General features: G+C 65.3%; 22 protein-coding genes. 14 read left to right on the top strand and 8 right to left on the bottom strand.

Features of this window, described 5'->3' with window-relative positions:
• Positions 1 to 106 precede the first annotated feature (106 nt).
• Positions 107 to 733 carry an isochorismatase family cysteine hydrolase gene (locus tag ACREXZ_RS04225; RefSeq protein ID WP_431762777.1) on the bottom strand — a complete coding sequence of 209 codons (627 nt, stop codon included), beginning with the start codon at positions 731 to 733 and terminating at the stop codon, positions 107 to 109.
• A 146-nt stretch (positions 734 to 879) separates the two neighbouring features.
• On the opposite strand from ACREXZ_RS04225, the gene ACREXZ_RS04220 reads away from it, so the two are divergent.
• On the top strand, positions 880 to 1,470 hold the full coding sequence (locus ACREXZ_RS04220; protein WP_431762776.1) for a TetR/AcrR family transcriptional regulator: 591 nt from the start codon (positions 880 to 882) through the stop codon (positions 1,468 to 1,470).
• Between the two features lie 109 nt (positions 1,471 to 1,579).
• Entirely contained in the window at positions 1,580 to 2,059 is a 480-nt protein-coding gene (locus ACREXZ_RS04215; RefSeq protein WP_431762775.1) for an SRPBCC family protein, read from the top strand.
• A 9-nt stretch (positions 2,060 to 2,068) separates the two neighbouring features.
• Here ACREXZ_RS04215 and ACREXZ_RS04210 read toward each other — a convergent pair whose 3' ends face one another.
• Entirely contained in the window at positions 2,069 to 4,435 is a 2,367-nt protein-coding gene (locus ACREXZ_RS04210; protein ID WP_431762774.1) for a mechanosensitive ion channel family protein, read from the bottom strand.
• 177 nt (positions 4,436 to 4,612) lie between these two features.
• Positions 4,613 to 6,250, bottom strand: a complete 1,638-nt coding sequence (locus tag ACREXZ_RS04205) for an MFS transporter (RefSeq protein ID WP_431762773.1) — start codon at positions 6,248 to 6,250, stop codon at positions 4,613 to 4,615.
• A gap of 332 nt (positions 6,251 to 6,582) precedes the next feature.
• On the opposite strand from ACREXZ_RS04205, the gene ACREXZ_RS04200 reads away from it, so the two are divergent.
• From ACREXZ_RS04200 to ACREXZ_RS04180, 5 genes are all read left to right on the top strand, one after another.
• Positions 6,583 to 7,380, top strand: a complete 798-nt coding sequence (locus ACREXZ_RS04200; RefSeq protein ID WP_431762772.1) for a hypothetical protein — start codon at positions 6,583 to 6,585, stop codon at positions 7,378 to 7,380.
• Between the two features lie 108 nt (positions 7,381 to 7,488).
• Positions 7,489 to 8,061 (top strand): TetR/AcrR family transcriptional regulator, encoded by a 573-nt coding sequence (locus ACREXZ_RS04195; RefSeq protein WP_431762771.1) that lies wholly within the window; start codon positions 7,489 to 7,491, stop codon positions 8,059 to 8,061.
• Positions 8,062 to 8,158: 97 nt separating this feature from the next.
• Positions 8,159 to 9,013: an SDR family NAD(P)-dependent oxidoreductase gene (locus tag ACREXZ_RS04190; RefSeq protein WP_431762770.1), complete on the top strand. Its 855-nt coding sequence runs from the start codon at positions 8,159 to 8,161 to the stop codon at positions 9,011 to 9,013.
• Between the two features lie 9 nt (positions 9,014 to 9,022).
• Complete coding sequence (locus ACREXZ_RS04185) at positions 9,023 to 9,973, top strand: SDR family oxidoreductase (RefSeq protein WP_431762769.1); 951 nt, start codon at positions 9,023 to 9,025, stop codon at positions 9,971 to 9,973.
• Positions 9,970 to 10,653: an NAD(P)H-binding protein gene (locus ACREXZ_RS04180; protein ID WP_431762768.1), complete on the top strand. Its 684-nt coding sequence runs from the start codon at positions 9,970 to 9,972 to the stop codon at positions 10,651 to 10,653. The genes ACREXZ_RS04185 and ACREXZ_RS04180 overlap by 4 nt, the downstream gene beginning before the upstream one ends.
• On the opposite strand, the gene ACREXZ_RS04175 is transcribed toward ACREXZ_RS04180, so the two are convergent.
• The 3 genes from ACREXZ_RS04175 to ACREXZ_RS04165 all read right to left on the bottom strand — a co-directional run bounded on the left by ACREXZ_RS04175 (position 10,650) and on the right by ACREXZ_RS04165 (position 12,726).
• Positions 10,650 to 11,519: a 4'-phosphopantetheinyl transferase family protein gene (locus tag ACREXZ_RS04175; protein ID WP_431762767.1), complete on the bottom strand. Its 870-nt coding sequence runs from the start codon at positions 11,517 to 11,519 to the stop codon at positions 10,650 to 10,652. The two genes, ACREXZ_RS04180 and ACREXZ_RS04175, sit on opposite strands and share 4 nt — an antisense overlap.
• Before the next feature lie 10 nt (positions 11,520 to 11,529).
• Entirely contained in the window at positions 11,530 to 12,009 is a 480-nt protein-coding gene (locus ACREXZ_RS04170) for a hypothetical protein (protein WP_431762766.1), read from the bottom strand.
• An 84-nt stretch (positions 12,010 to 12,093) separates the two neighbouring features.
• Complete coding sequence (locus tag ACREXZ_RS04165; RefSeq protein WP_431762765.1) at positions 12,094 to 12,726, bottom strand: nitroreductase family protein; 633 nt, start codon at positions 12,724 to 12,726, stop codon at positions 12,094 to 12,096.
• Between the two features lie 147 nt (positions 12,727 to 12,873).
• Here ACREXZ_RS04165 and ACREXZ_RS04160 point away from each other — a divergent pair, with 147 nt between their 5' ends.
• From ACREXZ_RS04160 to ACREXZ_RS04150, 3 genes are all read left to right on the top strand, one after another.
• Complete coding sequence (locus tag ACREXZ_RS04160; RefSeq protein WP_431762764.1) at positions 12,874 to 13,632, top strand: 4'-phosphopantetheinyl transferase family protein; 759 nt, start codon at positions 12,874 to 12,876, stop codon at positions 13,630 to 13,632.
• Positions 13,633 to 13,821: 189 nt separating this feature from the next.
• Positions 13,822 to 14,709: an MOSC domain-containing protein gene (locus ACREXZ_RS04155; protein ID WP_431762763.1), complete on the top strand. Its 888-nt coding sequence runs from the start codon at positions 13,822 to 13,824 to the stop codon at positions 14,707 to 14,709.
• Positions 14,710 to 14,969: 260 nt separating this feature from the next.
• A complete protein-coding gene (locus tag ACREXZ_RS04150) occupies positions 14,970 to 17,504 on the top strand; it encodes a penicillin acylase family protein (RefSeq protein ID WP_431762762.1) in 2,535 nt (844 codons plus the stop codon).
• A gap of 21 nt (positions 17,505 to 17,525) precedes the next feature.
• On the opposite strand, the gene ACREXZ_RS04145 is transcribed toward ACREXZ_RS04150, so the two are convergent.
• Both ACREXZ_RS04145 and ACREXZ_RS04140 read right to left on the bottom strand, forming a co-directional pair.
• Positions 17,526 to 18,374, bottom strand: coding sequence for a cation diffusion facilitator family transporter (locus tag ACREXZ_RS04145; protein WP_431762761.1), 849 nt, complete (start codon positions 18,372 to 18,374; stop codon positions 17,526 to 17,528).
• A gap of 121 nt (positions 18,375 to 18,495) precedes the next feature.
• Positions 18,496 to 19,377, bottom strand: a complete 882-nt coding sequence (locus tag ACREXZ_RS04140) for an arginase family protein (protein WP_431762760.1) — start codon at positions 19,375 to 19,377, stop codon at positions 18,496 to 18,498.
• Between the two features lie 159 nt (positions 19,378 to 19,536).
• Between ACREXZ_RS04140 and ACREXZ_RS04135 the strand changes: the two genes are divergently transcribed.
• The 4 genes from ACREXZ_RS04135 (at position 19,537) to ACREXZ_RS04120 (ending at position 24,501) form a co-directional block, all read left to right on the top strand.
• On the top strand, positions 19,537 to 20,364 hold the full coding sequence (locus ACREXZ_RS04135; protein WP_431762759.1) for an EamA family transporter: 828 nt from the start codon (positions 19,537 to 19,539) through the stop codon (positions 20,362 to 20,364).
• Positions 20,365 to 20,641: 277 nt separating this feature from the next.
• A complete protein-coding gene (locus tag ACREXZ_RS04130; protein ID WP_431762758.1) occupies positions 20,642 to 22,219 on the top strand; it encodes a sugar ABC transporter ATP-binding protein in 1,578 nt (525 codons plus the stop codon).
• Positions 22,216 to 23,232: an ABC transporter permease gene (locus tag ACREXZ_RS04125; RefSeq protein ID WP_431762757.1), complete on the top strand. Its 1,017-nt coding sequence runs from the start codon at positions 22,216 to 22,218 to the stop codon at positions 23,230 to 23,232. Before ACREXZ_RS04130 ends, ACREXZ_RS04125 begins: the two co-directional genes overlap by 4 nt.
• A 120-nt stretch (positions 23,233 to 23,352) precedes the next feature.
• A complete protein-coding gene (locus ACREXZ_RS04120) occupies positions 23,353 to 24,501 on the top strand; it encodes a substrate-binding domain-containing protein (RefSeq protein ID WP_431762756.1) in 1,149 nt (382 codons plus the stop codon).
• Positions 24,502 to 24,503 lie beyond the last annotated feature (2 nt).

Genomic DNA, 24,503 nt, shown 5'->3' with positions numbered 1-24,503 from the left:
TCGTGCCACGGCGACAGTTATTCAGTGACTACGCCTGAGGCGCGCGGATCATGACGGCTCTCAAGCGGGCTTGCGTCCGCCGATTCGATTGCCATGCGGCCTGGCGTCAAGCCGCCAGCTTGCCCAGCAATTCGTCGGTCGAAAGAATCGCGCTCGCGTAGGCCGGCATATTGAACTGGAGCGACGCAATCATCTCGGCATGGCCGAAGCTACCGATCGCATCCTTGATGAGCGTCACCTCGTACCCGAGCTCGGCCGCGAAACGCACCGTCGATTCGATGCAGGTGTTGGCGCGCATCCCGATCACGACGACCTTGCGTACGCCGTGCTTCTTGAGTTGAAGGTCGAGGTCGGTATTGGCGAAGCCGCTCGACATCCAATGTTCCTGGGCGACGACTTCTCCCGGTCGCGGTTCGAAATCCGGGTGAAAACTTCCACCCCATGTGCCGTCCGCGAACGTATGATTTTTGGCGGCAGCCGCCTGGACAGGGGCCATCGTTTTCCAGTGGCTGTGAACGTCGCCTTCACGCCAGCGATGATGCGGCGCGATAAATACCTGGATGCCGTGTGCACGTGCCGCAGCCAGTATCTGACGCATATGCTCGACGACATTCAGCTTCTCGAGCGTCTCGCGGCTAAGCTCATAAAGCTTCCCGCCCTCCGACAGAAAATCGTTGTACGGATCGACGATAAGCAGGCCCGTGAGATCGGGTTCATACGTCAGATCGGCCATGGTTTCCTCAATCAGGTTAGACGGTCAACAGCAATGGGCCAGGGGCGGCGTTTGCGAATTTCGATGGAAGCTTCACGATAAAGTATGATCGAACTCTATGTCAACAATAGAGTTTGACCGTACTTTATTTTTCGAAGGTGTTCGCTATGGGTCGATCCAGCAAAAGCCAGGCCGAACAGAACCGCGCCCGCATCCTGGATGTCGCCACCGGGCTGTTTCGCCAGCACGGTGTTGCGGCCGTGAGTATTGCCGACGTCATGAAGGCTGCCGGGATGACGCAAGGGGGGTTTTATACGCATTTCGAGTCGAAAGACGCGTTGGCCGCGGAGGCCTGTACCACGGCCTTCGTACGGGCAGTGGGCGCCTGGAAAGAGAAGGTGCGTGAAGCAGGGGACGGAGGCAGCGGGGCGCTTCGGGATCTCGTCGCCTACTACTTCGCTCCGAAATCGCCGGGCCGCAACTGCCCCATGATCGGGCTCGGTCACGACGCCGGCGCGCAGACTCCGGGGCATCCGCTGCACGTCGCCTATAGCGAGGGCGTTCGTCGTCTTTTTGATGCGTTCAGCGAGGTGGCCGAAGCAAATGGCAATCCATCGATGTCCCGGGAACAGACCATGATCATCTTTGCGGCGATGATCGGCTCGAACCTGCTGGCCCGCGCCATCGGTCCGGACCCGTGGATGGAGGAAATGCAAAACCTCGTGCTCGGGAGCGTCAGCAAGACCGATTCCCCGTGATCGTCAGGGCTCGCGTCGGGTTGCATAATCGGGTTTCCGCTGTCAGCGTGTCAGAGGGACCGCGACGGGTGGTCGATCACCCGAAACATGCGCAAAACCAGGAGCGCCCGTGCGCGCCATCGAATACCGCTTCTCGACCATCTGGTGTTTCGACGCCCCTGTACAGGTCGTGTGGGATGCCATCCACGATTCGGCGCATTGGCCGCGGTGGTGGAAGAGTGTCGAGCGGGTGCAGGATCTCGCGCCCGGCAACGGCGATGGGATCGGCGCGGTGCAGCGCTATACGTGGAAGGGCGTGCTGCCGTACCGGCTCATATTCGACGTGCACGTCACCGACGTCGAGCCGCTACAACTCCTGGCTGGCGATGCAACCGGCGACGTCGCGGGTCGCGGATGCTGGCGCTTCTCTACCGAGGGCGGTATGACGGTTGTGCGCTACGACTGGCAGGTGCGCACCACGCGTCCGTGGATGAACCTGCTCGCACCGTTAGCGCGGCCATTCTTCCAGTGGAATCACGACGCGGTGATGCGCGAAGGCGGCACCGCGCTTGCGCGACGGCTCGGTGCGACGCCCACTCCGGAAAATTGATCACGAACCTCATGCATCGCTCTTGCCCGATGCGTCGCCCGTACTTTCGCGAGCACCGTCATCCCTCTCGTCCCTGACCCAGACATTCCGCTGCGGATTCGCAATCCGGATCCCCCGCGCGTTGAACTCCTCCGCAATCCGCCGGTTAAATTCCCGCTGCACCCCCCAGCGCGCCGTATCGCGACACTGGATCTGCCCCACGAGCGCAAGCGCCGCACCGTCCACCTGATCGACGCCCCAGTAGCTGAAGTCGGACAGGATGCCGTCCTTGAACTTATCGTCGGTGCGCAGCGCGGCGCCGATTGCCTTCAGCGTGTCGACCGCGCGGTCGATGTCCTCGCCGTACGCGATGCTGACCTTGACCGCCGCGTTGCCGAGTCCGCGGTTCGTGTTGTTCACCGTCGAGACCGAGCTGAACGGTACGATGTACAGCGAGCCGTCGCCGCCACGCAGGCGCACGGTGCGGATCGACAGATATTCGACGGTACCCGACACGCCCGCGAGCGTCACCGAGTCGCCGACCTGCATCGCGTTTTCCATCAGCAGGAAGATGCCGGTGATGAAATCCTGCACGAGTTTCTGCGAACCGAAGCCGAGCGCGACGCCGAAGATGCTTGCGCTCGCGAGCAGCGGCGCGGTGTTCACGCCGAGTTCGCTTAACCCGGTCAACACGACGACGAGCGCGATCACCGCGAACAGCAGCGAACGCAGCATCGGCAGCAGCGTCCGCAGTCGTGCGGCGCGAACGAAATCGCCGTGTCGGGTCCAGTTGTCGAGCCGTCGTTCGATCGACACGTTCACGGCTTCCCACACGAGCAGCGCGATCGCGGCGGCGACGGCGATCGTGACGATCGCGGACGCGAGCCGGTGGCCGATCGATCCGCTCTGGAAGAACTGCCGCAGATCCACGCCCCACGCGAACAGCAGCAGGAACACGGTGACGATCGCGACGATCGCGGAGATGATCCGGCGCAGCAGCGGGTAGTAGCGGTACGCGTGCTGATGCACGAGCGACGCCTGTGCGTCCTTGTCGACGTGAAAGAGCCGTGCGAGCGCGCCGAACACGACGATCGAACCGACCCGCGCCCCGACCAGGATCGCGACGGTGATCCCACCGACGTGCAGCACAGTGTGATAGCCGTTCTCGATGTCGAGTGCCCAGACGAACCACATCGCCATCACGAGGAAGATCGCAATCGCGGCCCACGCATCGGCGAAACCGTCGCCGACGATCGCCGTGGGGCGGTTGTGCGACGTGCGCGCGCGAATCCATTCGGCGACTGGCTTCCGGCATTGCAGGATCATCGCGGACACGAGCACGTGGCCGATCAGCGCGACGATTTTCGTCAGCGCGAGATGCGCACCGGGGCTCAGGCCGAGCGCCGCGGCGGTCTCGACGATCGCCACGCCTCCGCCGATTACCGCGACGCCGCGCACGATCCAGCGCTGCAGCCACGCGGACCACGCGTCGCCGAGCCGCAATAGACGCAGGCCCGGGGCATCGTGCTGCGTGAAGAAGCCGGCCGCGATCGCGATCACGCGGCAGATCACGTAGATGTCGATCAGCGCGCCGAGCGCGTCGTCTTCCGGCGTGCCGTCCTGCGTGAGCAGCGACATCGTCGCGCTGGCGGCGGCGACGAAGACGACGAGCGGCAGCGCCTTCACGACGAGCCGCAACGCCGCATGCGGCAAGCGCTGCAACAACGACCAGTGGTGCGCGGCATGCTGTCTGCCGGTCGCTTCTTTCGACGTGCTGTCTGAGGCCGTGCCCGCATCCGGCGAGGATGGAGCGGGTGACGGCGATGCCACGTCCGATGCATCGCGTTTGCGTGCAGCGATCGCTGCGCTTGCGCGCCGCAGCAGACGGCGTGCAAGCCATTCGAGAATCAGCGCGGGCAGCAACCCCGCGAGCAGCGTGCCGAGCACGTGCCACAACACCGAACGGTGCTGCGGGTTCGTCAGCTGATCGTTCCACCATGCGCGCAGCGACGATACGTCGAACAGCGCTTCAAGCGATGTACGCAGCACGCCGGCCACATGCAGCGTCCAGTGCGCGCTGTTGCGCACCAGTTGCGATGCGAGTCCGTTCGATTGCAGCGCTCCAACGGCGGAGGCCGCGCTCGCCGCACTGGCAACTGCCGGCGCCGATGCTTCTGTGGGTGCGGAAGCCGGGGTACTGAGCGCGCCCGCCGCGGCGATCGCGCGCAACGTGTTTTCCACCTGGCCACGGCGCCTGGGATCGTTCAGCACGTCGAGCGCCTGGCGTGCCTGATCGGGCGTCAGCGTGACGGCGGGCGCGGCGTCGGCATGCGTGACGAACCCGGGCATCGCGAGCACGGACAACATCAGAAGCAGGGCGGACAGAAGTTTTTGCATGGATCGATCGGGATCGGGAGGACGACGGGGAAGCGGTACGTCAATGGCGCAAGCGGGGCAACCACCGCGACCACCGTATTACGGCGGACCGGAGGCCATGCGCTGCATGAGACTTATGCAGCGCATGGCCCGAACAAAGAACCGACAGCGCGCGGCCGGTACAAGTTCCTGCACTGCTCACGTCGCATCGACCGGTTTGCGCCCGATCGTTACGGCCGCACAGATCGCACCGGCGAATGCGCACGCGGCGCAGACGAGCACGACCGCCGCGAATCCACGATCGATCGCAGCGGCCTGCGCGGCGGCGGATTTCGTCGCATCGGGCGTTAGAACCGTAGCATCGGTTGAAGCCTCGGTGTTCGTGCGTCCGACCCGCGCCGACAGTGCCGCATCGTGTGCACCGACGAACACTATGCCGAGCACAGCGATCGCGAGCAGGCTCGCCACCCGTGCGACCGCATTGTTGATGCCCGATGCAATGCCCGTTCGGTCGCGCGGCACGGCGGTCATCACGACGGTCGTCAGTGGCGCGACGGTGATCGTCACGCCGAGCCCGAGCACGGTCAGCGCCGGGAAAAAGCGGCTCCAGTAAAGATTGTGTGTGCCGGGCAGCGCAAGCATCGCGAGCCCGATGCCGGAGACGAACGGTCCCACGACGAGCAGCGCGCGCATGCCGAAGCGGGTCGTGAGCCCTCCCGTGAAGCGCGACAGCAGGCCGAGGATGAGCGGCACCGGCAGCAGCGCCGCGCCGGCTTCGGTCGCGCTGTAGCCGTGCGCGCGGATCAGCTCGAACGGCAGGAAGAACATCAGGCCGCCCAGCGCGAAGTACAGCAGCAGCGTGACGAGATTCGCGCCGGTGAAGTCGCGCGAGCGGAACACGTCGAGCGGCATCATCGGTTCGGCGCGGCTGCGCTCGAGCATGACGAACGCGATCAGCAGCACGATGCCTAGCGCGATCGGCGCGAATACGACCGGTGCCGCGAAGCCATGCGCGGACGCGGCCGTGAGTCCGTAGGTGAACGCGCCGAGACCCGCGGTCGCCGTGAGTGCGCCGGGCCAGTCGAGCGAACGCTGCGCGTTGGGGTTGCGGCTATCGGGCACGGCGATTGCGGCAAGCGCGATCGTCGCGCAGGCGAGCGGCACGTTCAGGAAGAAGATCGCGCGCCACGACCACACGTCGACCAGCCAGCCGCCTGCTACCGGACCGAGCGCGCCGGTGATCGCACCGAAGCCGGCCCATGTGCCGATCGCGCGGCCGCGGTCGCGTTCGTCGAATACCGCGCCGATGATCGCGAGACTGCCTGGCACGAGCAGCGCCGCGCCGATGCCCTGCACCGCGCGCGCGGCGATCAGCGTGCCGGAGCCGGGCGCGAAACCGCAGGCGATCGATGCGAGCGTGAACAGTGCGACGCCGGCGATGAACACCGTGCGCCGGCCGAAGCGGTCGCCGGCCGCGCCGCCGACCAGCACCAGCGATCCGAGCAGCAGCAGGTACGCGTCGACGACCCATTGCATCGCCGCGACGCTCGAGCCGAGTTCGGTCTGGATCGACGACAGCGCGACGTTGACGACCGATCCGTCGATGAACGCCATGCTCGATCCGAGGATCGTCGCGACGAGCGCGAGACGTTGATGTAGACACGGTTTGCCGGGGGCGGACGGCTGCGCGTTGATCACGAGCGCATCGCACGGGCCGGCCGTGGCGCCGCCCTGTGGGGTGGCGTGCGGAGCGAGAGCGTCGTCGATGGGCAAGGCGGCTTCTCCGGAGGGGACTGCGCACAAGCATAGCAACGTCGGGTGCGCGGCGCCATGCATGCCGCCGGAGGGCGAAGCGGTCGACAGGCTGCGTGCGACAGCTTCGCTGGCTTATCTGCTGGCGTACCTTGTATTCTCACGCGAGCCGTGCGCCTGCGCGCGTCCGCGACAACCTGTGTCATGCGTCGATGTATCTGCGTTGCGGCGACGTCAGGCAAGAGCGAAACGAATGCAACAATTGTTCATCCATTGTCGCCTTGAAATCGAGATGATCGCGCATCGGTCGAAATGTTCGACTTTTTTGAACATTGTCGAATCGATCAATGACTGTCCCGTCACTCCCCCCTATAAAAGTTGGACCTGACATACCTCCATATGATTCGCTCAAGGGGTTGACGTTCGGTCGCGAATGGCTGTCTTGCAGGGCAACCGGCCATCGATCGAGAGCGTTCTATCTGGTCAAGCTATCTACGTTTTGTATCGATCCTGTTGATCCACATCGCTTTTGCAACTGGATACCTCTGCAAGGCAATCCGGACGTCAAGGCTGTTGCGAAGGCTGGGATCGAAACGCCGTCTAAAAGTCGCCTCCCGGTCATCCATACGCCAGGAAAGACGCGACGGTTCATTGCCGCAGCGCTGCCCGCATTAGGGATAGCGGCGGTAGTGGTTGTTCCGGTGGGCTGGCTGCTTCTGCACGGTTCACATGGAGGTGAGGGCACGTATCGGCAAGTAGAGAAGATCAACGTCGCAGTACACCCTGCCCATATTTCACCCGATGGGGCCGGCGAGCCATCGAAAACACCGGCCCGCGTAGTGGATTCGGAGCGCAAGAATCAGATTGCTACCTCGCTCACCAGGACTTCGTCCATTCCCCCGAAAGAGCAGCCGGGAAAAATAGTATGGAAAGCCGATCAAAAAATACGTCACATCAACGGTCGTCGAGTCGACAATCAGCAGCACGTGGCAGATCGGAATGCCCATCCTTTGAGCGATGGTCCGGGATCCCGGTCGCACGATCCGGTCGATGTTGATCTTCTTGCCGTCCAGCTGGCTCCGCATCAATCAATCGATGAGCCATATGTGGAACGTCGACCCAGGCAGATGGCTGTCGCTGCCGCAGCGGTCGATTGGCAAAGTGCCTTGTCACATCGGCGATTGACAGAGATACCCGACCAGTTCATTCACTGAGGGGATGTTGTCGACCGGGAGACGGAGGGGCTGCGCGAGCCCGGTCGCTTGCACAAATCCGCGAACTGCTTTATTATTGAGTGAACACTCATTTATCGGAATCGATTCGTGGCACGCCCCCGCAGCGAAGACAAACGCAACGCCATTCTGTCGGCCGCGACCACCGTGGTCGCGACGCTCGGCGTCAGCGCGCCGACGGCGAAGATCGCCAAAGGCGCGGGCGTGGCGGAGGGGACGCTGTTCACGTACTTCGAGAACAAGGACGCGCTGCTCAACCAGCTGTATCTGGCGCTCAAGCACGATATGCGCGACGAGATGACGCGCGATTATCCGGCGGCACAATCGGTCGAAGAGCGCGGCCGTTACGTGTGGGAGCGCTATATCGATTGGGGTGTCGCGTTTCCGCTGAAGCGCAAGGCGATGAGCCAGCTGGCCGTGTCCGAACGCATCAGCGGGCACACCCGTGCGGCCGGCATGGAGGCGTTCGGCGAGATCAACGCAATGATCCATCGGATCTCGTCGGACGGCCCGCTGAAGGATCAGCCGCCCGCGTTTGTTGCCGCCGTGATGAACGCAATCGCGGAGGTGACGATGGAGTTCATCGAACAGGATCCGAAGCATGCGAGGCGCTACAAGGCAGCAGGCTTCGTCGCATTCTGGAGTGCGATCGCGGGCAAGTGACCGCGTTTTTTTATAACCCTTTAATGAGTATGTGTTCACTCAATTAATTGAGATTAAACCCTGTCGACGAAGGTCGGCTTTTTCGAAGGAGTTCGGTATGTCCAAAGTCTGGTTGATCACCGGTAGTGCACGCGGCCTCGGCCGTCATATTCTCGATGCGGCGCTGGCCGCGGGGCATCGTGTCGTCGCAGCGGCGCGCGATCCGGGGCGTCTCGCCGATCTGCAGGCGCAGTTCGGCGAGCGCCTGCGCACGGTCGAACTCGACGTCACCGATGCAGCCGCCGCACGCGCGGCGGTACAAGTCGCGATCGAGGCGTTTGGCCGTCTCGACGTGCTGGTCAACAACGCGGGCTACGGCCACATTGCGCCGCTCGAGCAGGTCAGCGACGACGATTTCCGCGCGCAGATCGAGACGAACTTCTACGGCGTCGTGAATCTCACGCGCGCCGTATTGCCCGCGATGCGTGCGCAGCGCTCGGGGCATATCATCAACATCTCGTCGGTGGGGGGACGCATCGGCATGGCGGGTCTTGCCGCGTATCAGTCGGCGAAATGGGCGGTGGGCGGCTTCACCGAAGTGATGGCTCGCGAAGTCGCGCCGATCGGCATCAAGGTCGTTGCGCTCGAGCCGGGTGGCATGCGTACCGACTGGGGTACGGTGGCCGGCAGCAAGATCCCGGCATTGCTGCCCGACTACGAAGCGAGTGTTGGCGCGCTGCTGAAGATGTTCGGGTCCTACGTTATACCAGGTGACCCGGCGCGCGTCGCGCAGGTCGTTGTGCGGATCGCCGAGCATGGCGATCCGCCTGAGCATCTGCTGCTCGGCAGCGACGCGCTGCATTTCTTCGACCAGGTCGACGCGGAACGCGTGCGCTCAGCAGAAGCCTGGCGCGACGTCAGCCTGTCGACCGACTTCGACACCGGCCCGATTCCGGCCTTTCCCGACCGCTAGGCACCTATCGTGAAGAACTGGACCATCGACGACATTCCGGATCAACAGGGGCGCCTCGTCGTTGTCACGGGCGCGACCGGCGGCATTGGCTACGAGGCGGCGCTCGCGCTGGCCGGTGCGGGTGCCGAGGTCGTGCTCACCGGGCGCGACGCCGCGAAGGGCGGCGTCGCACTGAACCGCATCCGCGTGCTTCATCCGGGCGCGAACGTGCGCTACGAGCATCTGGACCTCGCGAATCTCGCGTCGGTCCGCGCGTTTGCCGACAGTTTCTCGAGCCGGCATCCGGCGCTCGACCTGCTCGTGAACAATGCCGGCGTGATGACGCCGCCCACCCGTCACACCACGGACGACGGCTTCGAACTGCAGTTCGGCACCAACTATCTGAGCCACTTCGCGTTGACCGCGCGGCTGTTGCCGCTGCTGCGCGCGGGACGCGACACGCGTGTCGTCAATGTGAGCAGCAGCGCGGATCGTTTGCTTGCCGATATCCATTTCGACGATCTGCAGTGGGAGCGCCGCTATCGTCCGTGGCGCGCGTATGCGCAGTCGAAGCTCGCGATGTCGCTGTTCGCATTCGAACTGCAGCGACGCAGCGACGCGCAGGGTTGGGGCCTCACGTGCGTCACGTGTCATCCGGGCTACGCGGTGACCGGTCTGCAAACGTCGGGACCGGGTCTTGGACGTGTCTCGGGGCGCTCGTTGTTCGAGCGCTTGCCGAAAGCGATCGAGCCGTTCCTGTCGCAGTCCGCTGCGGACGGCGCATTGCCGACGCTGTTCGCCGCGACGTCGCCGGATGCGAAGCCCGGGGGATACTATGGGCCGGTGGGACGGTTCGAATTGAAGGGGCCGGTGGGTGCGGCGACGATCGGCAAAAAGGTCCGCGACGAAGCGGTTGCGGCGCGACTGTGGGCGGCTTCCGTGCCGCTGGCGGGCGTGCGATGGCCTGGAGAGACGACATGAAAGTGATGATTTTTGGCGCGACCGGCATGGTCGGGCAGGGCGTGCTGCGCGAATGCCTGCGCGATCCCGATGTGACCCAGGTGCTGACCGTTGGACGCTCGGCGACTGGTCAACTCGATCCACGGTTGCATGAAGTGGTTCGCCGCGATCTGACCGACTACGCGGGTCTTGACGACGAACTGTCCGGCTACGATGCGTGTTTCTTCTGCCTCGGCGTGTCGTCGGCCGGGATGAAGGAGGCCGATTACGCGCGCATCACGTACGACCTCACGCTTGCCGCGGCGACCACGCTCGCACGGCTCAATCCGGCGATGACGTTCGTCTACGTGTCGGGTAGTGGCACCGACAGCAGCGAGCAGGGTCGCGTGATGTGGGCGCGCGTGAAGGGGCGCACTGAAAACGCGTTGCGCCGGCTGCCGTTCAAGGCGGTGTATCTGTTCCGGCCGGGGGTGATTCAGCCGCTGCACGGCGTGCGTTCGAAGACGCGGCTGTATGACGCGGTATACGTGGTGCTCGCGCCGCTGCTGTCGACGCTGCGGCGGCTCTTTCCCGCGCAGATACAGACCACCGAGAGCCTCGGTCAGGCGATGCTGGAAGTTGCGCGGCACGGTGCGCCGCAGGCCGTTCTCGAGCCAGCCGATCTCAACCGGTTGAAGGCGGCTCCGCTAGCGGCAGCCTAGCCCGCGTCGATGCGGCCGTCGGGACTCGCCCAGCCGAAGGCCTGAATCCGCGTGACCGGTTGTGCAACGGCCACGGCCGTATGGATCGTGCCGGGCATCGGCACGTCGAGGATATGCCAGCGAGTCGAGCCCTCGGCATCGCTAGCATCGCCGGTTTCGACGAAGCACGCTGCGGTGTCCTGACACAGCGCGTGGGTATCCGCGTCGACGAGCGGTTCGCCCGTTGCCGCGAGCAGGCTCGCGTAACGCACGCGACTGCGCAGTTCGATCGATTGCGCGAGCGGCGTGCGGGCGAGCGGCGCTGCGGCGAGCGGGCCGTCGACGCCGTCCGCTTCGTCGTGTGCAGGTGACGGGAGCCGCGTACCGAAGCCGAGCGGCGTCGTCGCGAGGCCGATCACAATCCACACACCCGCATACGCGACCTGCATCCTGATGCGTTCGCGATGCGCATCGATAAATACCGGCTGGCCGTGCGCGTCGTCGCTCAATGCAACGTCGGCGGGTGCGCAGTCGAGCATCTCCGAGAGTACGCCGCGCAGCATCGCGCGGCCGACCGCGAAACGCTTGCCGAGCGCGCGGTTCGGATGATTCTTCACGCGCGCGAGTTCGGCTTTCGACAGCCGCGTGTACGCAGTGTCTTTCGAGATCGCTTGCCATTCGGGGCGAAAGCGCCACAGCAGCAGTTCGCCGGCAATGGGCGGCGCGACACCGTCGGGGCGCTGCCATACGAGACGCTGCGGCAGAAACGCGAGATCCGGTACGCGATAGATCGCATGACGCACCGAGCTGCGCCGGCGGCTGGAGCCGCGCGGCGCCACAGCGACGGTGGCGGAGTCGAGGTCGAAGGCGAAGGTCGTTCTGGACAAGCCCTGGCCTTCAATGCATGTACGTGACGCGCCGTACGCGAACCCGGATCACGAGACCCGCGTCGAGCAGCGAGATCGCGAACCAGCGGACGATCTTCAGCATGCCGCTAACGGCTGGCTGCGGCAGCCAGCCGTTAAGCAGCTGCATCGCGGCCTGGCTATGGGTTTTCTGCAGCAGCGCGATGGTCTGCAGCAGCGACGCTTCGTCTTTCGCGAGATCGCTCGCGCAGCGGCAGCGCATGTCGAGCGGACGGCACGCGGTGCGCATCAGCGCACGCATCAGCATGTCGAAATAGGTGAGGCCATCGGCGGTCATGCCGGCTTCCGACAGCACATCGCGCCAGCTGTTGCGCATGCGCACCGCGTTGCATTGCGGACGCAGCCACGTGCGCACCGCGCTGACGACGGTCAGCTCGGCGGCGTCGGGATGCTGCGCGAGCGAATCGTCGAGCAGCGAGTTCTGCCTCACGGGCGGACTATGAAAATGCATGGGACCTCCGATCTGGACCGGATGCCGTCGGCCGAAGCCGGCGGTCGTGCTGCGGGTGCCGCCATGGGCACTGTCAGCGGCGCGTTAACGTGTGACTGGTCCGGTCCATTCGCGCACGTGAGCCGTGCGTTCCGGACGAACCGTGCCGCGTTGCGCCGCGGATGGTGTACCGACGAACAGGAAGCCGAGCAGCCGTTCGTCGGACCCGAAGCCGAGCGATGCATGCATGTGCGCGTCGTATGAATCGGGGCCGGTCACCCAGAAGCCGCCGTAGCCGAGCGCGTGGATCGCGTTGAGCATGTTCATCGTCGCGGCGCCGACCGACAGCAGCTGTTCGACTTCGGGTACCGTCGACGTCGTGTCGATGGCCGCGGCGATCGCGATAATGACCGGCGCAGCCTGAGCCTTCTGCGCGCGATGCTGATGCGCGCTGCGCGGTTCGTCCGGCGCGCGCGCGTTCGCGATATCGACCAGCACTTCACCGAGCGCGGCCCGCGCGGCGCCGCGCACGACGACGAAGCGCCATGGACGCAGCTTGCCGTGATCCGGTGCGCGCAACGCCGCATCGAAGACCGACGCCAACTCGGTGTCGTTCGGGCCGGGCGAGGTCAGCGGCCAGTACGACTGGCGGGACAACAGCGATTGCAGGACGATCTGCGAGCGGTCCGCGGCGATGGGCGCTTCGAGGGTATCAACAGCAATGAGAGGCGAGTTCATGAGCAGGAATCCGGGGAAATCGCGGAAAGATCGCGAAATGATCGAAATGTCGAGACTGTCCGAATCATGGGATAAATTCCGTATAATTGCAAATGATTCTCATTTGTATGTGAGCCGGGTCGTACGATGAATGAAGGAGAAAAGCCGATGGCGGTACGCCCCGTCAGGATTGCCGCACAGCACCGCTGGCCCGCGGATGTCGAGGTCTGGCGCGTGCCGGTGCCCACCGATCCGGCCGCGCTCGTGCCGCTGCACGGCAGCGTCGACGATGCGGAGCGCGAGCGCGCCGGCCGCTACCGGCAGTTCGCCGACCGCGCGCGCTTTCTCGCGGCACGGGTCGCGTTGCGGACGCTGCTCGCGGGCCGGATCGGCGAGGCGCCGCACGCGCTGCGCTTTACGACGGGCCGCTACGGCCGGCCGGCGCTCGACGGCTATCCGGCGCTGTCGTTCAATGTGTCGCATGCGGGCGAGCATGCGTTGATCGCGATTTCGGCGGGGCGCGTCGTCGGCGTCGATATCGAGCGCGTCGATCGCGCGCTCGACTGGCGGCCGCTCGCCGATCTCGTGTGTACGCCCGACGAACGACGTGCGCTGGACAGCAGCGCAACCGCGCAGCAGTTAAGCGGCTTCCTGCTCAGCTGGACCGCGAAAGAAGCGCTGCTGAAGGCACTTGGCCTCGGCATCGCGGAGGGGCTGCAATGCATCGCGGTCGATCCGTTCGCCGATGGTTTGCAGCGGCCGTCCGCGCAACCGGGATCGATCGCAGCCGATGCGGATCGGCTGCGCTTTCACTGGATCGATGGCATCGACGGCTACGCGGCCTGCGTTGCCTACGGCGAGCGGTACGACGGCGCCGTCGATGCAGACGCACATGTCCCGCACACGTTGGGAGACTCCATCGAGTGATCTACGTTGTGCCGTTCGATAGCCGGATGCGCACGCCATCCGGTGCTACACGCACTGTGGTTGTGCTTCGCGTACAGGTTGCGGCCGAAAAAACGGCGGGCGAAAATCGGCCGCATCGACGCGTGGCGTCGATGCGCGCGCGTGTCGCGCGGCCCCTGCATGCCGTACTTTCCGTGCCGGTCGTTTTCCATGCCTTTCGTCAGCGCGCTGTTCGTCTATCCGGTCAAGTCGTGCGGCGGCATTCCGCTCGAACGCGCGTTGCTCGAATCGCATGGGTTCGCGTGGGATCGTCACTGGATGGTGATCGATCGCGATGGGCGCTTCGTTTCGCAGCGTCAGTACCCGGCGATGGCGCTGATTCATCCGGTGCTCTCGGCCGATGCGCTCGAACTGTCCGCGCCCGGTGCGGACAGTGTGCTGCGTCTGCCGCTCGACGCGCCGCAGGAAGCGGCGCGCGTGCCGGTGACGATCTGGAACGATGGCGTCGCCGCACTCGACGAAGGCGACGAGTCGGCTCGCTGGTTTTCCGCCGTGCTCGGTACCGCCGTGCGGTTGGTGCGATTCGACCGCGCCGCGACGCGGCTCGCGAGCCAGCGCTGGACCCAGGGCATCGAAGCGCCGACGCAGTTTGCCGACGGTTTTCCGCTGCTCGTCACCGGCGAAGCATCGCTCGACGAGCTGAACCACCGCCTGGTCGCGAAGGGCGCGCCAGCGATTCCGATGAACCGCTTCCGCCCGAACATCGTGTTGGGCGGCATCGATGCCTTCGAGGAGGATTTCGTCGGCACGCTGTCCATCCACCCGGCCAACACAAACGATGCAAACGGCACGATCGAACTGCGCTTCGTCAAACCGTGCGCGCGCTGTCCGATCACCACCGTCGATCACCTGGCGGGCCGCCCCGATCCGCACTGGCCGAACGAACCGCTCGACACGATGGCCGGCTGGCGTGCAAACGCACGTGTCGATGGCGGGCTCACATTTGGACAGAACGCGATTGTCGTCGAAGGCGCGGGCCAGCAGTTGAGCGTCGGCAGCGAAGTGCGTTGCGAACCAGACTTTCCCGACGACTTCTGACGCATCGCGCATACGTTGTTTGCCGCTCCTTTACTGTTCACTACCTGGATACGGTTCTACCGAACGCATCGCGTATCGTCACAGTAATATACGAGCCAAACTCGCGTCGCACACCGCTGTTCAGATCGCTTTTTAACTCCATCTTCGGCCGCTTCCGCATCGTGCGATGCGCGCTGCCGTGTCGCGTGTCTGTGACTGCCGTCAGGACGTCTCGCCGTCCTGCGTCGGCACGCGGTTTTCCACCTTCATCCGGGAGTGCCATGACCCCTCTGCTTCGTAGATTTTCCACACTGCTGTCGACTTTTGCCGTCGCGACGTCGGCCGTGCTGCCCGTCGCTCACGCGGCATCGCCTCACGACACCACCGCAATCGCGTCCGCCGCGCCGTATCGCGTGGACATTCGCCGCACCCAGAACGGCATCCCGCACATCGAAGCCCGCGACTGGGGCAGTCTCGGCTATGGCTACGGTTACGCGCAGGCGCAGGACAACCTGTGCACGCTTGCCGATGGGTTCCTCACGTGGCGCGGCGAACGCTCCGCGTGGTTCGGCGCGGATGCGCATACGCCCGCATCGGCGACATTCGGCCGGCCGCGCAATCTCGATGCCGATTTCTTCTTTCGTTCGATCGTCGACGACGATGCGGTCGCGCGCTACCGTGGCGCGCAGCCGGTGCGGTTGCGCGAACTCATGTCAGGTTTCGCCGATGGCTACAACCGCTACGTCGACGATATGAATCAAGGCCGCTTTCCGGGCGCGCATCTCGCATGCGCCGGCAAGCCGTGGGTCAAGCCGATCTCCAGCGACGATCTGTACCGGCGCCTGATCTCGCTGATGCTGGCGGGTGGCGCGATGCGGTTTCTCGAGCAGATCGTGCAGGCGCAGCCGCCGGGCGTGCCTTCGTCTTCATCGGCCTTGTCATCATCAACGAATACCTCGGCGCGCGACATGAAGCCGTTCGATCCCGAACAACTGGCGGTCGGCGGTCATACCGGCATCGGCAGCAACGCGTTCGTGTTCGGCGCGTCGGCGACCCGCGACGGCCGCAGCCTGCTGTTCGGCAATCCGCACTGGTTCTGGCGCGGTCCCGATCGCTTCTACCAGGCGCAACTGACGATCCCGGGCCAGCTCGACGTCGCAGGCGTGTCGCTCCTCGCGGTGCCGGTGATCGAGATCGGCTTCAATCGCAACGTCGCGTGGACGAACACGGTATCGAGCGCGCATCGCTTCGGCATGTTCGAACTGAAGCTCGTGCCCGGTGCACCGACGCGCTATCTGGTCGACGGCCACGAAGAAGCGCTGCGCCCGATGCCCGTCACCGTGCAGGTGCGCGATCCGAAAACAGACCAGCTTACCTCCGTCACGCGTGTGCTGTACCGGTCGCGTTTCGGGCCGATCGTGGATCTGTCGTCGATGTCGCCGGCACTTGGCTGGAACGCGAAACATGCATTCGCGCTGCAAGACGTGAACGAAAACAACCCGCGGACGTTCGCGAACCTTCTCGCATGGGGGCAGGCCACGTCGCTCGACGACTTCATCGCGATCCAGAAGCGCTACGCGGCGATGCCATGGGTCAACACGTTCGCGATCGGCCGCGGCGATCCGCGCGTCTGGTTCGCCGATATCGGCATCGTGCCGAACGTGCCCGATACGCTCGCGGCCGTGTGCACGACACCCGCCGGCCATGCGTTCGATGCGCGTTTGCCGGGCGTGCCGTTTCTCGACGGCTCGCGGTCCGCGTGCGAGTGGAGCAGTGGCGGCGACAAGCGTGCGCGCGCCGAGACGCCGGACGAACTGCCGGTCGCCGCGATGCCGAGCCTGCTGCGACGCGACTACGTGGGCAATTTCAACGGCAGCTACTGGCTCACGAATCCGCAAGCGCCGCTGACGGGTTTCGCCGAGGTGACGGGAGAAACGGGCACGCCGCAATCGCTGCGTACGCGACTCGGTCACAGGCTCGCGCAGCAGTTGATGAGCGAGCCGGGCGGCGTCGCGCGCGATGCGCTCGAACAGACGGTACTGTCGAGCGGGTCGATGTCGGAGCGCCTGTTCCGGCAACCGCTGCTCGATGCGCTGTGCGCGCCGGGGCATCCCGCTCCGACGATATCGGTCGTGCCTGCTTCCGCTTCCTCCGCGCGGGGCAAAGCGGCGGCGCGCAGCGTCGATCTGGGCAAAGCCTGCACTGTGCTGCGCGCATGGGACGGCACCGCGAACGCCGACGCGCGCGGTGCGAATCTGTGGGACGAATTCTGGTTGCGCGCGCAGGCCATTCCAGCGGCACGACTCTACGCGACGCAGTTCGACGCGAGCCGCCCGCTCGCGACACCCGCGGGTCTGAACGCAGCGAACCCCGCGCTTGCACAGGCGCTGGCCGCAGCCGTGCTCGCACTGCACGACAACGGTTTCGCACTCGATTCGACACGTGCCGAAGCGATGTACACCGAACGCGGTGGTGCAAAGATTCCGCTGTACGGCGGCTGCGATCTGCAGGGGTATTTCACGTCCGCGTGTTCGGGACAGCCGATCGACAAGCGCGGCGATGATCTCGACGAGCACGCGCCGGGCAACAGCTATCTGCAGGTAGTCGGGTTCGGTGCGGACGGTCCGGAAGCGGACACGCTGCTGTCGCATTCGGAATCGGACGATCCGGCATCGCCGCATTCGCGCGACGCGACGCTCGCGTATTCGCGGAAGGCGTGGGCGCGGTTTCCGTTCACGACGCAAGCGATCCGTTCGGCGCCGGGCATGACGGAAACGACGTTGAGCGGGCCGCGTGCAACGGTTGTGACGCGCTGATCGGAGCGGGTAAGGTGAGTGTCAGGCGGCGCTGCGGTTGTCGAGCGTCGCCGCTTCCTGTTCGACCGATATTGCGCGGGGCATCGGCATAGACACGGAGGCAGGCGCTGCGTCCCGCCGCGGCATCGTGTACAGCGCCGCAACCTCGGGCGCATGACGAACGATCTGGATCGGTACCGGCAGCGCGCGTTCCGGTGTCGGTGCATCGGGTGTCGCCTGCACTGCGCGCACCGCGCGGATGCCGTTCAGCCCGCGTCGTCCGAAGCTCCAGCCGGTCCTCGCGATCATCAGCCCGATCAACGCGGCGGCGCCGTCGTCGAGTCGCGTGAGTCCCGCGAGGCTGCCGCAGATCGCGAGCGTCACAAGCAGCGATGAGATCGCGTCGGCGCGCACGTGCCACGCGTTCGCGTGCAGCAGCGTCGAGCGTGTACGTTTCGCTTCGCGCGCCATCCAGCGAAACAGCATTTCCTTGCTCGCGAGCGTGAACGCGGCGACGCCGAGCGTCATCACGTCGAAGACGCCTCCCGTGTTCGCGCCGAGTCGCACGACGGCCTGCCAGGTCATCTCGATGCCGGTCGCGCCGAGCAGCAGCCCAAGCGCAAGCAATGCAAGCGGTTCGTAACGGGGGTGACGGCGCGTCGGGTCGGCGGCGGCCGCGCGCGCATCGAGCAGACAGGCGAGGAGCACGAGCGCGTCGGCGACCAGGTCGACGAACGAATGCAAGGCATCTGCGAGCATGCCCGACGAATGGACATAGAGCCCGGCCGACGCTTGCAGGATCATCAACAGCAGATTCAGCACGATACTGGCGGCGAGCACCTTCGATGCCGCGCCGGCGACCGCGGTTCTATCCTGCAACGGGGTGGTCATGACATCCCGGTTGTGGGTTGGGATGCCAGACGTTAACGGTGCTTCGTTGCGCAACCGTGACAGTGGTGCAATTCCTCGCCGGGCCTTGCAGGCCCGGCGGCTACGCGTAACAGCCGCTGCATTACAGCCGTTGCAGGGCTCCCATAAGCGGGGCGAGCGCGTCGAGCAGCGCGTCCGGTGCACACGGTGCATCGGCGCCTTTCAGCGCGGCCTGGGCGCCGCTCCAGCCGTCCTCGAATTCGGCGATCTCGAGGCCGATCGCGCCGCTGTCCGCGAGCACCTGCGCGGCGGCGGACAACTCGTCGAGCGACAGGCCGCCGTCGACCGCGTACTCGGTCGGCACGATGCCCGGATTGAGCACGTCGCAATCGAGATGCACATACACTTCGCGGCCCGCGATCGCCGTTCGCAACCGCTCGGCGAGCCGGTCGCCGGCGGGCACCAGTGTGAGCGCGCCGGCGTCGATCAGCGCGCGCTCGGACGGATCGAGATCGCGCGCGCCGACGAGGATCACGTTCGCGAGGTCGAGGTCTGCGCCGAGGCCGGTTGCGTCGACGCCGGGTGCGTTCGCGCTCCAGCGTCCCGACGCGCCGGTCAGCACGAGACCGCCGAGATAACCGGACTTCGTCGTCGCCGGCGTGTTGCAGTCGCCGTGCGCATCGAACCAGACGATCGCCGCATCCGGCCGGTAACGCGCGACGACCGGCAGCGTCGCGAGCGCACTCGCGCAGCGGCCCATGACGGTCAACAGCGGCGCGCCAGGTTCGGCGCGCAGCAGCCGGTCGTAGCGTGCGGACAGCAGTTTCAGTGACGGCAGCGCCGCCGCGAGTTGCGCGCGCCAGTCGCCGTCGAACGGCGCTTCCGGCTCGCCGATGCGGACCGGTTCGAGCCCGAGACGTCGGGCGAGCGCGGCGCCGACTTTCGCGGCGCCGGCCATGCCGCGCGCGTTCCGGTCGGCAGTGCGGCCGGCGAAAATCGTCAAGGCTCGGCTTGCCGTGTCCATACGGGGATCCTTTTTTCGTGGTCGGCGGCGAGCGGACGGCGCGACGGGCAGTCAGTATGGCATCGGCGCACGGGCTCACGCAACGCACCAGGCGCCATATACATATAGACGTCTATACGTTTAAAATGGCGTCCTGTCGATACCCTCTCCCGAACCATCATGATCAGTTATCTCGGCGGCTTCGTGCTGCTGGCCGCGCTGTTGCACGCCACCTGGAACGCGCTGCTGCACGGCAATCGCGACCGCTTTCTGTCGATGACCTGGATGAGCGTGGGCATCGCGTGCATCGCGACGGTCGTGGTCGCGTGCGTGCCTTTGCCGGCGACGGCGTCGTGGCCATACATCGCCGCATCGGGACTGATTCACGGCGTGTACAACCTGAGCCTCGTCCGGGCATATCGACACGGCGATCTCGGCGAGGCGTACCCGATTGCCCGCGGCTCGTCGCCGATGCTCGTGGCGCTCGGCGCGATGCTCTTCGCGAACGAGCTGCCCGGCCTCGCGCAGGCGGCGGGCATCGTGCTGGTGTCGGGCGGGATCGTCGGGCTCGCGCTGCAGCGGAAGCGGCCATCGCGCGCGACGCTCGCAGCCGCGCTGCTGACCGGCGTGACGATCGCGGTCTATACGGTGGTCGACGGTATCGGTGTGCGGCACTCGGGGAACGCGATGTCCTATACCGCGTGGATGTTCACGTTCTACTGGCTGATGCCGCTCGTGTTCGTCTCGATGCGAGGGCGCCATGCGCTGCGTGCGCCGCTTGCCGACGTCGGCACGTCGATGGCCGGCGGTGCCGTGTCGATCGCCGCCTACGGCATCGTGATCTGGGCGATGCAGTTCGGCGCAATGGGAATGGTGTCGGCGCTGCGCGAAACCAGCGTCGTGTTCGCGGTGCTGATCGGCCGTCTGTTCCTGCATGAGGAGATCACGTTGCGGCGCTTCGCGTCGTGCGTGGTGATCGCGGCGGGCGCGGTGTGTATCGGGTTATGAGGCGGGGTTGTGAGACGGGGCTGCACGAGGTTCGCGATCGGGGCCGCGATGCGGGTCGACCGCCGACGGTCGTCCGACTATTTCACATCGTTGTTAACATCATTACATAATCTCCACCCAAGCCGGCCCAGACCGCTTTCCCGAGTGCCCGGACAGCATTAATCAGCCCAAGAATGTTATTGACGCATCATTTCGATGATGACAAGATCACAAACATAGTCGCGGCCCGTTCGCGGCACAAAAGAATTTCGTCTCGCCGACGAAGGAGACAATCCAGATGAGTGAGCCGGTTTTGTCCGCGGCCAGTTCATCGCCTCAGATGCCATTGGTCCGTGTTGCCGGCGTCACCAAGCGGTTTGGCGGCGTGCAGGCGCTGCGCGGCGTCGACCTCGAAGTGCTGCCCGGCGAGGTCCATGCGCTGCTGGGCGAAAACGGCGCCGGAAAGTCCACGCTGATCAAGATCCTCAGCGGTGTTCACAGCTACGACGACGGCGCAATCGAGATCGCCGGCCAGAAAGTCGCGTTCGATTCCCCCGCGCGCTCGCGCGAAGCCGGCGTCGCGGTGGTCTATCAGGACCTGAGTCTCGTCGAATCGCTGTCGGTCGCGGCGAACCTGATGCTCGGGCGCGAGCCGCGCACGCGCCTCGGCTTCGTGAAGAAGCGCGCGCTGCTCGCCGAAGTCGGCGCATTTCTGAAAACCCATGGCATTCCGCTCGATCCGCGCGCATCGGTCGGTTCGTTGCCGTTCGCGTACCGGCAGATGACCGAGATCTGCAAGGCGTTGATGGGCGACGTGCGCGTGCTGATTCTCGACGAACCCACGTCCGCGCTCACTGGCGGCGAAGAGCAGATCCTGTTCGACGCGATCCGCGCGGTGACCGGTCGCGGCGTCGGTGTGATCTATGTGACGCACCGGCTGAACGAAGTCTTCCGCATCTCGCAGCGCGTCACGGTGTTCCGCGACGGCTCGAACGCGGGCACGTTCGCGACCGCGCAAACCGACATGAAGCAACTGGTCGCGGCGATCGTCGGTTCGGGGCACGCGGCGCTGCATGCGCGCGAATCGCAGGCGGCAGCGGCAACGTCGAACGAAGCGGACAAGAACAACACCCCCGTGCTCGCGCTATCGAACGTCGGCAACGACCGTCTGCATGCCGTCGATCTGACGCTGCAACGCGGCGAAGTGCACGGACTCGCCGGGCTGATCGGCAGCGGCCGCACCGAAATCCTGCAGACCATTTTTGGACTGAAGTCGGTCGACCGCGGTGCAATCCTGCTCGACGGCGAACCGCTCGCACACCTGACGCCCGCCGCAGCGATCCGCCGCGGCGTCGCGCTCGTACCGGAAGATCGTCACGTGCAGGGCCTCGTGCTCGACCATTCGATCGAACGCAATCTCACGCTGCCGCGGCTGCGGTATTTTTCGCGCTGGGGCTGGCTGCGTAGCGGTGCCGCGACCGGTGCGGCACAACGCGCGATGAAGACGCTTTCGGTGAAGGCGCCGGGTACGTCGACCGACGTGAAGTTTCTATCGGGTGGCAACCAGCAGAAGGTCGTGTTCGCGAAGTGGAATCATCCGCGACCGAAGGTGCTGCTGCTCGACGAGCCGACAGTCGGCGTCGACGTCGGCGCGCGCGAGGAAATCTACGGCGTCGTGCGCGACGCGGCGCGGGAAGGCACCAGTGTGCTCGTCGTGTCGTCCGATCTCGACGAACTGCTGCGGCTGTGCGACCGCATCTCGATCGTGGTCGACGGACGCATCGTCAGCACGGTCGAGCGTGCGACGCTCGGCAACGCCGAAGAACTCCATCACCTGATCCAGCTTTCGCGCTCCCCGAACGAGTACGCATCATGAACGACTCCGTCCCCACGCTTGCCTCTGATCGCCAGGCTTCATCGTCACAAGTGCAGCCGGCGTCGCAGAGCCGCGGCAAGAAGCTCGCGCAACTGCTGCTGCAGGGCGACCGGCCCTACGCGTTGTACGTCGCGTTCGCGATCCTGCTGGTCGTATTCAGCTTCGCGTCGCCGTGGTTCCTGTCGATCGACAACTTCCTCAATATCGGCCGGCAGACCGCGCTCGTGTCGATCGTCGCGATCGGTATGACGTTCGTGATCATCGGGCGGCAGATCGATCTGTCGGTGGGGTCGACGCTCGCGCTGTCGGGCATGTCGGCGGCGCTCGCGATGACCCACGTCGGCGACAGCTGGATCATCGGTGCCATCGCGGGCATCGGTACCGGTGCGATCGTCGGGCTGATCAACGGCGTCGCGACGACGCGCCTCAACATTCCATCGTTCCTCGTCACGCTCGGCACATTGAGCGCCGCGCGCGGCCTCGCGCTGATGGTCACGACGACACGGCCCGAGATCATCACCAACGATTCGTTCATTTCGATCTTCGGCGAAGGCGATGTGTTCGGCGTGCCGGTGCCGATCCTGTGGACCGTGCTCGCGGTCGTCGCCGGCATTTTGCTTCTGCACTACAGCGTGTTCGGCCGGCGCGTCTACGCATGCGGCGGCAATCCGACCGCAGCGCTCTACTCGGGCATCAACATCCGGCGCGTCACGACGACGACCTTCGTGCTGACCGGCATGCTCGCGGGCGTCGCCGCGCTGGTGCTGTCCGCGCGCTCGCACGCGGCGCGGCCCGACGTCGTGCAGGGGCTCGAACTCGACGTGATCGCGTCGGTGACGCTCGGCGGATGCAGCCTGTTCGGCGGACGCGGTTTCGTACTCGGCACGCTGTTCGGCAGTCTGATCATCGGAACGTTGAACAACGGGCTCGTGCTGCTCGGCGTCAGTTCGTCGCTGCAACTGGTTATCAAAGGCGCGATCATCGTCGCGGCCGTCGCGTTCACGAAGAAGTAGAAGAAGCAAGGCAGAAGTAACGGTCCGTGCTAACGCGCGGCCGAGGACACCGCAGCCGCGTTCGCGCAGGCTGTGCAGCGGGCAGGAGACGCCTGAGATCAAGACCAACGGAGAAGAGACATGAAGCAGCGTCGTATTTCCAGAGCGGTACTGGCGAGTGTCATCGCGACGGCGAGTGCCGCGGTCATGCTGTCGCCCAGCGCGGATGCGCAGACGTGCATGAAGGGATTGACGGCGGACTCGATCGGGCCGAAGACGATCGTCGGGCAGGGGCCGAACGGCGAAAAGGCGGCGTCGGTGGACACCGTGCAGTTGAGCGCTGCGGACGCGGCGAAGGTGAAGGCGGGCAAGTTCAAGGTCGGCATTGCGATGCAGACGATGAATCTCGACTGGGCGCAGCTGCAGGTGCAGGGCATCACCGATACGCTGAAGAAATACGGCGTCGAAGTGATCGGCACCGCGTCGGCCGAGTATCAGGTCGACAAGCAGATCGCCGACATCGAGAACACGATTCAACGCCATCCCGACGGCATCATCTCGATCCCCGTCGACGGCACCGCGACGGCCGCGACGTACAAGAAGGTCTCGCAGGCAGGCATCAAGCTCGTGTTCATGGACAACGTGCCGACCGGCCTGCATCATCCCGATCAATACGCGGCGATGGTGTCGGCCGACAGCGAGGGCAACGGCCAGATCGCCGCGAAGGTGCTCGCATCTTGCATCCCGAAGGGCGGCACGATTGGTCTGGTCAATTTCGGTGTCGACTACTTCAGCACGACGGAGCGCACGAAGGCCGTCAACGACTGGATGAAGAAGAACCGCCCCGACATCCACGTCAAGCAGGTCGCCTTCACCGATCCGTCGAAGGTCGGCCAGATCGCCGGCGACTTCCTGACCGGCAATCCCGACGTGAAGGGCGTATTCGCGGTGTGGGACCAACCCGCGCTCGACACGCTCACGTCGATGCGCGCGCAGGGGCTGAACATTCCGGTGACGACCGTCGACCTTGGCCTCGAATCGGCAATCGAAATCGCGAAGGGCGGGCCGTTGAAGGCGACCGGCTCGCAACGTCCGTATGACCAGGGCGTCGCCGAAGCGCTCGCGATGATGAAGGCGTTGATCGGTCAGACGCCGCCTGCGTGGATCGGCGTGCAGTCTCTGCCGGTCGTGCAGTCGAACGTGCTCGAGGCGTACAAAACGGTATTCAAGAAAGACCCGCCGCCGGCGCTCGCGGACGCGTGCAAGAAAGCGAAGCCTGCGTGCGGTTGAGT

The organism is Paraburkholderia sp. (assembly GCF_050742655.1).
In the GTDB taxonomy this organism is placed as follows: domain Bacteria; phylum Pseudomonadota; class Gammaproteobacteria; order Burkholderiales; family Burkholderiaceae; genus Paraburkholderia.
Note: the sequence above shows the minus strand (reverse complement) of the source record. Positions and strands in the feature narration are given on the sequence as shown.

What these genes read in the sequence shown, in the direction of transcription:
- ACREXZ_RS04225 (WP_431762777.1), bottom strand. Translation starts at nt 733, where the DNA reads ATGGCCGATCTGACGTATGAACCCGATCTCACGGGCCTGCTTATCGTC.
- ACREXZ_RS04220 (WP_431762776.1), top strand. Translation starts at nt 880, where the DNA reads ATGGGTCGATCCAGCAAAAGCCAGGCCGAACAGAACCGCGCCCGCATC.
- ACREXZ_RS04210 (WP_431762774.1), bottom strand. Translation starts at nt 4,435, where the DNA reads ATGCAAAAACTTCTGTCCGCCCTGCTTCTGATGTTGTCCGTGCTCGCG.
- ACREXZ_RS04205 (WP_431762773.1), bottom strand. Translation starts at nt 6,250, where the DNA reads ATGCATGGCGCCGCGCACCCGACGTTGCTATGCTTGTGCGCAGTCCCC.
- ACREXZ_RS04190 (WP_431762770.1), top strand. Translation starts at nt 8,159, where the DNA reads ATGTCCAAAGTCTGGTTGATCACCGGTAGTGCACGCGGCCTCGGCCGT.
- ACREXZ_RS04180 (WP_431762768.1), top strand. Translation starts at nt 9,970, where the DNA reads ATGAAAGTGATGATTTTTGGCGCGACCGGCATGGTCGGGCAGGGCGTG.
- ACREXZ_RS04170 (WP_431762766.1), bottom strand. Translation starts at nt 12,009, where the DNA reads ATGCATTTTCATAGTCCGCCCGTGAGGCAGAACTCGCTGCTCGACGAT.
- ACREXZ_RS04165 (WP_431762765.1), bottom strand. Translation starts at nt 12,726, where the DNA reads ATGAACTCGCCTCTCATTGCTGTTGATACCCTCGAAGCGCCCATCGCC.
- ACREXZ_RS04160 (WP_431762764.1), top strand. Translation starts at nt 12,874, where the DNA reads ATGGCGGTACGCCCCGTCAGGATTGCCGCACAGCACCGCTGGCCCGCG.
- ACREXZ_RS04155 (WP_431762763.1), top strand. Translation starts at nt 13,822, where the DNA reads ATGCCTTTCGTCAGCGCGCTGTTCGTCTATCCGGTCAAGTCGTGCGGC.
- ACREXZ_RS04150 (WP_431762762.1), top strand. Translation starts at nt 14,970, where the DNA reads ATGACCCCTCTGCTTCGTAGATTTTCCACACTGCTGTCGACTTTTGCC.
- ACREXZ_RS04145 (WP_431762761.1), bottom strand. Translation starts at nt 18,374, where the DNA reads ATGACCACCCCGTTGCAGGATAGAACCGCGGTCGCCGGCGCGGCATCG.
- ACREXZ_RS04140 (WP_431762760.1), bottom strand. Translation starts at nt 19,377, where the DNA reads ATGGACACGGCAAGCCGAGCCTTGACGATTTTCGCCGGCCGCACTGCC.
- ACREXZ_RS04135 (WP_431762759.1), top strand. Translation starts at nt 19,537, where the DNA reads ATGATCAGTTATCTCGGCGGCTTCGTGCTGCTGGCCGCGCTGTTGCAC.
- ACREXZ_RS04130 (WP_431762758.1), top strand. Translation starts at nt 20,642, where the DNA reads ATGAGTGAGCCGGTTTTGTCCGCGGCCAGTTCATCGCCTCAGATGCCA.
- ACREXZ_RS04125 (WP_431762757.1), top strand. Translation starts at nt 22,216, where the DNA reads ATGAACGACTCCGTCCCCACGCTTGCCTCTGATCGCCAGGCTTCATCG.
- ACREXZ_RS04120 (WP_431762756.1), top strand. Translation starts at nt 23,353, where the DNA reads ATGAAGCAGCGTCGTATTTCCAGAGCGGTACTGGCGAGTGTCATCGCG.